Origin of the sequence: Pedobacter sp. (genome assembly GCF_039594775.1) — a bacterium.
In the GTDB taxonomy this organism is placed as follows: Bacteria; Bacteroidota; Bacteroidia; order Sphingobacteriales; family Sphingobacteriaceae; genus Pedobacter.
In genome coordinates this window covers 358,020-368,986 of sequence record NZ_JBCNMT010000004.1, presented here as the reverse complement: position 1 = coordinate 368,986, position 10,967 = coordinate 358,020, and the positions used below count along the sequence as shown (strand labels likewise).

Here is a 10,967-nt window from a genome sequence, read left to right as displayed (position 1 = left end):
GGCAGTGTTCACATCAATACCAATGAGCCGCCTAAATACTCAACGTTTGATTCAGATAGTACTAAAACTGAAGGCGGTACAGGTGGAGAAAATGGTCACTTGCCACCACCTAAACCAAAACCATAGTTTTTGAAAAAATAAGGCGGGTAACCCCGCCTTATTTTTTTATCTAAATATTCTACTTATTAAAAAAAGCTTATAGTTTATATTTTTTATAATTTAGGTTATTAAAAATAGCCCTCTTGAAACCATTTATATTATTATACTGTTCGCTACTATTTTTATTTTGTTGTTCTAAGGACAAAGTTGAACAATCTCCTAAAAAAGAAAATATTCTCGTTGATAAAGCTTATCAATATTACGAAATCAATAGAACTGATAGTGCTTTTATTTACTTTGATAACGCCAAGGAAGCAGCATTACAGCAAAAAGATAGCGCAATAGTAAACTATTGCCTTATCATGATGAGCATGATTGCGAGCGACGAAGGCGATCATTTTGGCGCCCAAGAATTTGCCTTGGAGGCTTTATCTTATTTAAATAGAAAAGATACTGCGCAAAGTGCTACCGTCCAATCTTGCTTACATGAATTAGGTTTTATATCCTTCAATCTAAAAGAATATGATCAGGCTATTGATTTTTTTAAAGAATCATTGACATACGCCAAGAATAATGAAGGGATTATAACAACTAAAAATGCACTTGCAAATGCATATCGTGATAAAAAAGACTATCAAAAGTCAATGAAAATACAGCAGGAAATGTTGACGCAAAAAATTGACACCATAGAATATGCTAGAATATTATCTAATTTGACTTATACTAAATGGTTAAATAACCCCCATTATAATGCAAAAGATGATTTGATGAAAGCGCTTTCCATCCGCCTGAAAAACGATGATTTTAGAGGATTAAATGCCAGCTACTCTCATCTAGCAGATTACTATGCAGACAAGCAAACTGATTCAGCATTTCTTTTTGCAGATAAAATGTATCGTAACGCCATTAGGAACAAAAATCCAGATGATCAATTAGACGGTTTACAAAAATTAGTAAAATTAAGTCCCATCTATAAAACAAAATATTACTTTGTACGATATCAACAGCTTAATGATAGTATACAGGTGGCTCGTCGCGCTGCGAAAAATCAGTTTGCTTTAATACGTTACCAGACAGAAAAACATAAAAAAGACTTTCTAAAAGCTGAGGCGGAGAATACCAAAAAGCAAAATAAGATAGTAATACAGTATTTGACCTTAGGTTTCCTACTCCTAATTCTTGGCTTTGGTTATTTCTGGTACAGAAGACGTCAAAAGATACTTAAACAAGAAAAAGAGATTGAAGTTAAAAACACTGAAATAAAATACGTAAAAAAAGTACACGACCATGTAGCCAATAGAATCTACCAGGTAATAGATGAGATTGATAACAGGCCAGAAATGGAAAAAGATGAAGTAGCAGATAAGCTGGAAGTCATTTATCACATCACTAGAGACCTATCTTACGAAAGTAGCAATACAAAATATAAAAATGACTTTGCGAAATCACTTGACAAAATGTTTTCTTCGTACCAATCTACCAAGGTTAATATTACTATCAGTGGGAATGAGGAAAAACTTTGGAGCAATATCCAAGAAAACATTAAATCAGAAGTTTTTGTCATTTTACAGGAGCTGATGACCAATATGAGCAAGCATAGCCAAGCTACCGAAGTCATTCTACAATTAGAACGAAGCTCACAAAGTATCAACATCAATTATAAGGATAATGGTATAGGCATTCAAAAAGACACTCAATTTGGCAATGGACTTAAAAATACGGAAACCCGTATTCACAGTATATCTGGCAGAATTACTTTTGAAAACAATAACAACAACGGACTACAAGTAAACATTAACTTTCCCGTTGCCTAACCCTATTACAACTATGTTTGAAAAAGTATTAATCGCCGAAGATCACGAAACCATTAACCTTTCGCTGCAAAAAACACTGGGTGACTTGGGAATAAAACTAGACACTACAGACTATGTCTATTATTGCGACCATGCCCTAAATCGTATTAAAAAAGCCCTCCATGAAGGTAAGCCTTACGAGTTATTGATTACAGATCTTTCTTTTGACGATGATCACACTACTCAAGAAATTACAAATGGCAGAGCATTGATAAAAGCTGTAAAAGAAATACAGCCCAACTTAAAGGTCCTGATTTTTTCTATCGAAAATAGATGGTCAGTTGCCCAAGCATTAATGAACGAATTACATGTTGATGCATATGTTCCGAAAGCACGACATGATGCTCAAGATTTAAAATTGGCGATAGAAGCTATTGATCGAAACAAGAAATTCATCTCCGATAGATTAAAAAAAGATATTAGCATAGAAAGACACCACGACTTTACAGGGTTCGATCGCACTATTATCTCTTTGTTGTCACAAGGAACCAAACAAAAAGAGATTCCCGATTATCTTTTGGAAAATAACATCAAACCATCGAGTCTTAGCAGTGTAGAAAAACGACTTAATATCATTAAAGATGCCTTAGGTTTTTCTAACAACGAACAGCTTGTTGCCTATTGTAAGGATAAAAAGATCATCTAATTTCTAATTGATTTTAAATTGCTTCTTCATTCATCAATTTAATGGTGGATTGGCTACGCCTTTGCCTATTATTTTGACAAAAACAATCACCTACATACCAAACAATTAACTTAAAAAATTTATTCCATACCTCTACGGTTTCCCGTAACAATACCGTATCTCATATTGATAGTTTTGAAGTGATAAATAAATTAAATATGGAAACACAAAATCAAAACGAGACACAATTTTACAAAGACAGCAAAGTAACAGTTACCCAATCTAGATATGTTACGGACTCCAAAACCTATGCAATGAGAAATATTTCTTCTGTGCATGTCTTTGAAATAGTTAAGAATAGAAGCTTACCTATAGCTATGATAATTATTGGAGGCTTAATGCTCCTTGGAGATGGTATCAGGGTTGCTGGAGGAGTAATTCTATTAATTGGGATCTTAATATTAGTGCTTATTAAAAATGAATACGCAGTAAGAATAAGCACCAATTCTGGAGAAGCAAATAGTATAGTTTCTAGAGACAAAATCTATATACAAAAAATCGTTGACGCATTAAATGATGCAATTATACACCGAGGCTAAAACAAAATTCAATGGACCTTAAACTAAAACTAGAACAGCTTCATCAACGTGTGATCCACTTAAAAGATCAGATCAACACGGAAGAAGCCACAAAAAACGCTTTCGTGATGCCTTTCATACAAATTTTGGGCTACGATATTTTTAACCCTACGGAAGTAGTGCCCGAACATATTTGCGACATTGGCACTAAAAAAGGCGAAAAAGTAGACTACATCATCAAAAAAGACGATGAACCTATCCTCATCATCGAATGCAAGCACTGGAAAGAAAGTGCCGACGCTCACAACTCTCAACTACATCGTTATTTTCATGTTTCCAAAGCTAGATTTGGCGTACTCACCAACGGTTTAAACTATAACTTTTATACCGATCTGGAAAAGCCAAACATCATGGATGAGAAACCTTTTCTTACCATCAGTATTGAAGACTTAAAGGACAATGCCATTAAAATATTGGAAAGCTTCACTAAAAAAGACTACCATTTAGAAACCATCCTCGACTCTGCAGAAGCCTTAAAATACATCAAAGCCATTCGAAAAGAATTTGAAAAGGAGATTGAAACGCCATCTGATGAAATGGTAAAACTATTGGTGAGCCGCTTTTTTGAAAAGCCACTCACTGCTAACCGCATGGTTGCGTTTAAAGAATATACCAGAAAAGCTTTAACAACTTCCATCAATGATTCAATCAGTTATCGTTTAAAATCAGCATTGAACATTAACGAGAAAATTGAGGTACCACAAGAACAGAAAGTAAATCCGATAGACGATAATAACGATTTGCCCAAAGTAGTGACCACCGAAGAAGAAATGGAGGCCTTCCATATCGTAAAGGCCATTTTAAGGGAAAAGATTTCTGCAGAACGAATTGCTGCCAGAGATACTCAATCTTACTTTGGTGTGCTATTAGATGACAACAATCGCAAACCTTTATGCAGGTTTCATTTCAATAGCGCCAATAAATACATTGAGCTATTTCATCATGGGAAAGATGCCGGTGAGAAAAGGCTGTTGCAAAGTTTGGATGAGATTTATCAACACAGGAGTGAACTACATCTCACCATTCAAAACTATCAATAATGAAAGCACTCTTTATTTTTTGTGGCATCTGCTGTTTCATGGCTTTAGCCAAATGGCCAATAGAATATTATACTTTTTTACGAATAGTGATTTCGTTAGGTGCAATCGTGGCCATCTACCGTTTCCTTATTCAAAAGGACCATTGGTGGGCAATCATTTTCGGGATTATTTTATTCCTTTTTAACCCTATCCTACCCATCTATTTATATCGAAAAAGCCTTTGGATGCCATTAGACATTATTATTGGTTTATTGTTTTACGCATTGGCTTTTCTAAAAAAGAAAGAAATAAAAATTACTAAAAGTACAGCTAAAACAACTCCCGCAAAAATTTATACCAGAGATCGAATTATTTCACCTAAAAAATCAAATCCCTAACATGGAAACCATACAAATATCAGAGAATTTAAAAGCCCATTTTCTACGCCTTTATCAATTAGCCATCTGCGATGACAATTTCAGTTCACTAGAGTTAAAAATGCTCTACAAATTTGCCGAAGAAAGAGGGGTTACCTCAAAGAATCTAGACGAGATTTTACTCAAACCAATTGATTCAAAAAACATCATCCCACAAGAATTAGAAGAAAAGATTGACTATTTATACGACCTCACCGTAATGATATGGGCCGACGAACAAATAGATGACAACGAAAGATCTGCCTTGGAAAAATACATTAAACTTTTTGGCTTTGTTGAAGAAAATGCTACAGCAATAGCCGACTATTTTCTGGAAGCCATACAAAGTGGTAAATCCAAATACGAAATTATTAATGAACTCCAAAACTAAAATGTCATGACTACACAGATCAAAAACATCTTTCGGTTAAAATCAATCCTACCAACGACAACTTCCAATGAAAAACCAGAAATCAATACAGAAGAAGTAGAAGAAGCAAGGCGAAGAACCTATCATGAAACGGGTTTTAGAGATAGTTCTAGAAATATGGGAACACCACAAGTACTTTCCATTTGTTTGGATGCCATTTATGCAAAATTTCAGAATGAGGAAAAACTTTTAATAGATAAGCAAAGACAAGCCAAAGAACCTTATATCAACGAGCAGAAAAACAAAGAGACCGAAATTAAAGCCCTTACGGTGAGCAAGGAAAATAAAGAAGAGCAGATTACGAGAATAAACGACAATATTAAAACGGTTAAAGAAAGTATAGAGACATTAAAATTTGAAATCAATGACTTACCGAGGGATCCAGAGAAATATCATGTAAAAGCCGAAAAAGGCGCCACTACAAAGTTCTGGGTGGGATTAATTATCCTTATTCCAATAACGCTCTATCTGTTTACCTTTTACGTGTCTACCTCCTATTCGGCTTTCTTTAAGACTTTCGATCCTGAAAGCAACTTAATGGCAAATGTGCTTGATCCAAAAGCTTTTGAAAAAGCATGGGCAGACGGACCATTAGAAGGAGCCTTTGTGATGCTTATTCCTTTCGTGTTTTTAGGCCTAGGCTATCTCATTCATATGTACAGCGAAAATAAAAGCATTGCCAACTACTTCAAAATTGGCATACTCTTCTTTACCACTTTTGCATTTGATGCTATTTTAGCTTATCAGATAGAAGAGAAAATTTACGAACTGAACAAAACATTCGAATCTGCTCCTTTTGATCTAGCCATTGCATTTACTAAAATCCAATTTTGGGGCATCATCTTCGCAGGTTTTGTCGTATATGTAATATGGGGGCTTGTATTCGATTTCATCATGAAAGAGCATAAAGAAAAAGATAGAATTAAACATCAACAATACAAACGTCAGCAAGATATCCTTATTCATCAAGAAAAAATCAATGGGCTTAATAAAGAAAAAGATACACTGATTAAAGAGCTGGATAGTATCAAAGAATTGATTGCGAAAGCTCATGGAAGAATTGCTGAACTACAACGCATTATTGATGCAGTAATTATCCCAACCAAAGAATACGCATTGTACGCATCAGAATATGTACAAGGATGGGTAACCTTTATTACCGAAAAACTATTTGTTTCACGAACTGAAAATCAAAATTTAGTAAAAGAATGTATGGAGGTTTACAATGGTCATTGCGAGAGTGTTGGTGCTACTGCCGATTCTCAAAATTCAATTTACTTATCAGTAGTTTAAATTTACGAAAATGAAAACAAAATTACTCCTACTCCCATTATTGGCACTTTTAGTAACGAGTTTCAAGGCTGCCAAAGAACCAGTTCCACAGAAAATATCTAACAATCTTAACATCAGTTTACTGCTAGATTTATCTGACCGCATAGACCCGCATAAATACCCTGATCTTTATCAAAGAGACTTACAATACATTAAGTTTGTTCAAAAGGCATTTACTAACCACATCAAGGGCAAAAAAATCATCCAGTTAAATGATCAGATGCAGGTTTTCTTTGATCCAGCACCGCAAAACCCGACAACTAATGCACTGAGTCAACAATTAAAGGTGAATTTTAACAAACAATCAAGCAAGAATGAAATCAACAATATAGAAAAAACATTCTCTGAAATTCCAGCAAAAATATATCAATCAGCAATTAAGGATAAAACATTTATTGGTTCGGACATTTGGAGATTTTTCAAGAACAATGTGAAAGATTATTGTGTCAAGGATAATCATCGCAATATTCTAGTAATCATTACCGATGGCTATATGTATCACCAAAACAGCAAATTCACCGAAAAAAATAAAAGTTCATACATCACTCCGTCATTTATCCAGTCGAAGAAATTAACCAGTTCAAATTACAAGGATCTTATCGAAAAAAACAGATTAGGGTTCATTCCCGCAACGGATAATCTACAAAATCTAGAGATTATAGTACTTGGTATTAATCCTTCGAAGAAGAATCCTTATGAAAATGATGTCATTAATCAATATTGGTCTGATTGGTTTAAGGCTATGGACGTAAGAAAATTTTATTTAAAAAATACAGACTTGGCAACTAACATAGAGCCAGTCATTCTTAAAATAATCTCAGGATAACAAGTAAAATTTATGAAACCATTTCTTTTTATAGCTACATTAATAATAGCCTTCAATAAGTTTCAAACCAAATCAACTGTTTATCTTTGTGACAACGGGAAAACCAACAAATACCATCTATCTAAACAATGCCGGGGAATACGTAAATGCAATTACAACATTGTCGAAATCAGTTTGGAAAAAGCCAAGAAAAAGGGCTATGGCCTATGCGGTTACGAGTATTAGCCACATTGGTGTTGTTAATTTATAGCAACTTTGTTTTCGGTCAGTTCAAACCTGTTCCTGCTTGGCAAAAGAACCTCAGTAAAACAAGCTTTACAGCCAAGGTCATTCGTATTTTAGATGGCGATACCATGGAGGTGCTTTATCAAAACAAGCCTGTTAAAATTAGACTGGCACACATAGATGCTCCAGAACACAAGAAAAAACAAGCATTTGGTACCCAAGCGAAAAAAGCGCTATCCGACCTGTGCTTTGGACAAATAGTGACCGTTCATAGCGAAAAATTAGATCGCTATGGACGGTTAATTGCCGTGGTTGTCAACAACAAAAAACAAGTGGTCAACCAAGAAATGGTCAAATTAGGGATGGCTTGGCATTTTAAGAAATATTCCAAAGATAGGCAGTATGCCCAATTGGAAATACAGGCCAGAAAACAACAAAAGGGTTTATGGCAGTTACCAAACCCAGTGCCACCTTGGGAATGGCGAAAAAGAAAAGTCTCACTTGGTTCCAACGAGCTTCAAGGCCCTGTTCAAACTGCGCAAGGTAATCCCTAAATAAGCAGCCATATCATCCTTGCTGATCTGTATATTTAGTTTTTGCTGTAGCTCTAAAAGTTTGCCTAGCCCGTGGTCAACCGTGTACAATTGCTGAAAAGATGCCCTGCTACTTGTATTCACAATTCGCTCAGCAAGCTCATGCAACAACAACTTGTTTAGGGTAAGGTCTTTAGTCAACAACTCTTTAAAAACAGCTACTGGAATGGCGTAAGCCTCTAACGAGGTTAATGCCGAAACATTACAAAGGCAATTGGTATTCCTCAACGTTTCTATCTCACCTAAAATCTCCCCGTCGCCCATAAACTCCAAAATGTAATCCTTACCGTTTTCTTCTAAAAAATAGCATTTTGCAATACCCTCTTTAACCACCAACACTTTAAGGCAAGCCTCGCCTTGTGTAAGCAATAAATCCTCTTTTTTAAAACGCTGTAAAGTAATGGATGAATAACGCCCACTTTGGTAAAGCGCATCCATGTAGGATAAAAATTCAGTATTTGTTCTCAGCATAACAAGGTTGGGACATTTGTCCTTTTTTGCTTCAGGTATTTCCTTCACCTTTGCAACATTTACAAAGATAATGCGATGGCAAAGCATCGCAAATAAAATAATTAGCCAAATGAAGAATCAAATTACCACCATTGCATTTGATGCCGATGACACCCTTTGGGAAAATGAGCCCTATTTTAGGCAGGCAGAAGAAAAATTTTCGGTACTGCTCAGCCACCTCCCAGCAGATGATGTAATCAAACAATTGTTTGATATCGAGATGAGGAACCTGAAAATGTATGGTTATGGCATCAAAGGCTTTATGCTGTGCATGGTAGAAACACTGGCCAAGCTCAGTGGAGAGCAGATCGATAAAAATTTGATTGCAAAAATATTTGAAATAGGTCATGAGCTACTACAAAAACCCATTATCCTACTAGAAGGAATTGAAGAGACCCTACAGCACCTACATGGAAAATACAGATTGGTAATGGCTACAAAAGGCGACTTATTGGACCAGGAAAGGAAATTGGAGAAATCCGGATTGGCAAAATATTTCCATCATATTGAAATTATGAGCGATAAACAGCCCGCAAACTATCAGAAACTCATTCAACATTTGGATTGCAAACCTGAAAACTTTCTAATGGTGGGCAACTCTCGGAAATCGGATATTTTACCTGTTTTAGCTATCAATGCCTTTGCCGTGGAAGTACCTTATCATACCACTTGGATACACGAAGTACATGAAGAAGAGATTGTACATCCAAATTTCATCAGTGTAGAAAGTATTGATCAGGTAATTCCTTTGTTATAAGAAGATATGAAAACAATCAACATACAAGGGTGGAAACGCAAACACCACTTTAAATTTTTCAGTCAATTTGAAGAACCATTTTTCGGTGTGGTAGTAAATATCGACTGTACCCAGGCCTATGCAAATGCCAAAACTGAGAAAAAATCGTTCTTTTTGCACTACTTGTACAGAGCACTAAAAGCAGCAAATTCAATTGAAGAATTCCGTTACAGAATATTAGATGGCGAGGTAGTTCTTCATGACCAAATCAATGTTTCTACTACCATTAACAGATTGGATGGCACTTTTGGTTTCGGTTATTTTGACTACAACAATGACGAAAACATTTTCATTACTGATGCCCAAAAAGCCATACAGGAAGTACAAAGTACCGAAGGATTAATACCTTCTCAAGCTGGCGCAAGCGAAATACATTTTTCTGCCATTCCATGGATAGATTTCACCTCATTGTCTCACGCCCGCAGCTTTAGCTTTCCAGATAGTGCGCCAAAAATCTCCTTTGGAAAAGTTACTGAACAAGATGGAAGCAAAACAATGCCCATATCCATTCATGTACATCATGGCTTGGCCGATGGCTACCACGTAGGACTTTTTGTAGAAAAATTTCAAGCGTTGATGAATGAAGAATAACTTGTCATCACATTGAAATATTAAACGCAACAATATTGCATTATTAATTTAATCCGTACTTTCGTTTATACAATTAAGCGAATATGGAAACTTCAAAAACATACGATGTCATCATTATTGGCGGCAGCTATGCAGGCCTGTCGGCGGCAATGGCCTTGGGCCGAGCCATTAGAACTGTATTAGTAATAGACAATGGAAAGCCTTGTAATGAACAGACACCGCATTCACATAACTTTCTCACTCAAGACGGAAAGGCTCCAAAAGAAATTGCTAGCATCGCTAAGCAACAGGTATCTCAATACAAAACCATCAATTTTGTTGACGATACAGCCTTGGAAGCTGTCAAAACAAGCAGTGGCTTTCAGATCAGTACTGCCAAAGGTGATATTTTTGAAGCCAAGAAAATTATTTTCGCTAGCGGCATTAAAGATGAACTTCCAAACATTGAAGGCTTTGCTGAGTGCTGGGGAATTTCGGTCATCCATTGCCCTTACTGCCATGGTTACGAAGTGCGTAACCAAACGACTGGAATTTTTGCCAACGGCGATAATGCCTACGAGTTTGCCAAATTGATTTGGAACTGGAGCAAAGACTTGACCTTATTTACCAATGGTAAATCTACACTAAGCCCAATCCAAACAAAAGCACTTCAGTCAAGACAAATCAACATCGTTGAAAAAGAAATTGCGAAAGTTTCTCATCAAAATGGACAGCTCCAACATTTAGTATTTAGCGACGGTACTACTCAACGTTTGGATGCCTTGTATGCTAAATTAGTTTTTAAGCAAAATACAGACCTACCAATTCACTTAGGTTGCCAACTATCTGAAAGTGGCTACATTAACGTAGATGACATGCAGAAAACCACCGTTGATGGTGTATTTGCCTGCGGAGACAATACCAATATGATGCGTTCCGTGGCCAATGCCGTTTACAGTGGTAACATGGCGGGAGCAATGGCTAGTAAAGAGCTAATAGCCGAAGATTTTAGCGGTTAAGAACATACGGGTCTTG

At 36.0% G+C, this 10,967-nt stretch carries 13 protein-coding genes; 12 read left to right on the top strand and 1 reads right to left on the bottom strand.

Annotated elements, in window-relative coordinates; all coding sequences use genetic code 11:
• Positions 1–242: 242 nt before the first annotated feature.
• The 9 genes from ABDV71_RS13075 to ABDV71_RS13035 all read left to right on the top strand — a co-directional run bounded on the left by ABDV71_RS13075 (position 243) and on the right by ABDV71_RS13035 (position 8,017).
• Positions 243–1,913: an ATP-binding protein gene (locus tag ABDV71_RS13075; RefSeq protein WP_343533260.1), complete on the top strand. Its 1,671-nt coding sequence runs from the start codon at positions 243–245 to the stop codon at positions 1,911–1,913.
• A 13-nt stretch (positions 1,914–1,926) separates the two neighbouring features.
• Positions 1,927–2,598, top strand: coding sequence for a response regulator (locus ABDV71_RS13070; RefSeq protein WP_343533258.1), 672 nt, complete (start codon positions 1,927–1,929; stop codon positions 2,596–2,598).
• A 197-nt stretch (positions 2,599–2,795) separates the two neighbouring features.
• Positions 2,796–3,176: a DUF6232 family protein gene (locus ABDV71_RS13065; protein ID WP_343533256.1), complete on the top strand. Its 381-nt coding sequence runs from the start codon at positions 2,796–2,798 to the stop codon at positions 3,174–3,176.
• Between the two features lie 11 nt (positions 3,177–3,187).
• Positions 3,188–4,255, top strand: coding sequence for a type I restriction endonuclease (locus tag ABDV71_RS13060; RefSeq protein WP_343533254.1), 1,068 nt, complete (start codon positions 3,188–3,190; stop codon positions 4,253–4,255).
• Complete coding sequence (locus ABDV71_RS13055; RefSeq protein ID WP_343533252.1) at positions 4,255–4,632, top strand: DUF6804 family protein; 378 nt, start codon at positions 4,255–4,257, stop codon at positions 4,630–4,632. The genes ABDV71_RS13060 and ABDV71_RS13055 overlap by 1 nt, the downstream gene beginning before the upstream one ends.
• Position 4,633: 1 nt before the next feature.
• Positions 4,634–5,041 (top strand): hypothetical protein, encoded by a 408-nt coding sequence (locus ABDV71_RS13050; RefSeq protein ID WP_343533250.1) that lies wholly within the window; start codon positions 4,634–4,636, stop codon positions 5,039–5,041.
• Positions 5,042–5,047: 6 nt separating this feature from the next.
• Positions 5,048–6,373 (top strand): hypothetical protein, encoded by a 1,326-nt coding sequence (locus ABDV71_RS13045; RefSeq protein ID WP_343533248.1) that lies wholly within the window; start codon positions 5,048–5,050, stop codon positions 6,371–6,373.
• A gap of 10 nt (positions 6,374–6,383) precedes the next feature.
• The gene (locus tag ABDV71_RS13040; protein ID WP_343533246.1) at positions 6,384–7,238 is read left to right on the top strand and encodes a hypothetical protein; all 855 of its coding nucleotides are present in this window, start codon (positions 6,384–6,386) and stop codon (positions 7,236–7,238) included.
• Positions 7,239–7,444: 206 nt separating this feature from the next.
• A complete protein-coding gene (locus tag ABDV71_RS13035; protein ID WP_343533244.1) occupies positions 7,445–8,017 on the top strand; it encodes a thermonuclease family protein in 573 nt (190 codons plus the stop codon).
• On the opposite strand, the gene ABDV71_RS13030 is transcribed toward ABDV71_RS13035, so the two are convergent.
• Entirely contained in the window at positions 7,961–8,527 is a 567-nt protein-coding gene (locus ABDV71_RS13030) for a Crp/Fnr family transcriptional regulator (protein ID WP_343533242.1), read from the bottom strand. The two genes, ABDV71_RS13035 and ABDV71_RS13030, sit on opposite strands and share 57 nt — an antisense overlap.
• A gap of 109 nt (positions 8,528–8,636) precedes the next feature.
• Between ABDV71_RS13030 and ABDV71_RS13025 the strand changes: the two genes are divergently transcribed.
• The 3 genes from ABDV71_RS13025 (at position 8,637) to ABDV71_RS13015 (ending at position 10,951) form a co-directional block, all read left to right on the top strand.
• Entirely contained in the window at positions 8,637–9,323 is a 687-nt protein-coding gene (locus ABDV71_RS13025) for an HAD family hydrolase (RefSeq protein WP_343533241.1), read from the top strand.
• A gap of 6 nt (positions 9,324–9,329) precedes the next feature.
• Positions 9,330–9,953, top strand: coding sequence for a chloramphenicol acetyltransferase (locus ABDV71_RS13020; RefSeq protein ID WP_343533240.1), 624 nt, complete (start codon positions 9,330–9,332; stop codon positions 9,951–9,953).
• 83 nt (positions 9,954–10,036) lie between these two features.
• The gene (locus tag ABDV71_RS13015) at positions 10,037–10,951 is read left to right on the top strand and encodes an NAD(P)/FAD-dependent oxidoreductase (protein WP_343533238.1); all 915 of its coding nucleotides are present in this window, start codon (positions 10,037–10,039) and stop codon (positions 10,949–10,951) included.
• The last annotated feature ends 16 nt before the right edge of the window (positions 10,952–10,967 follow it).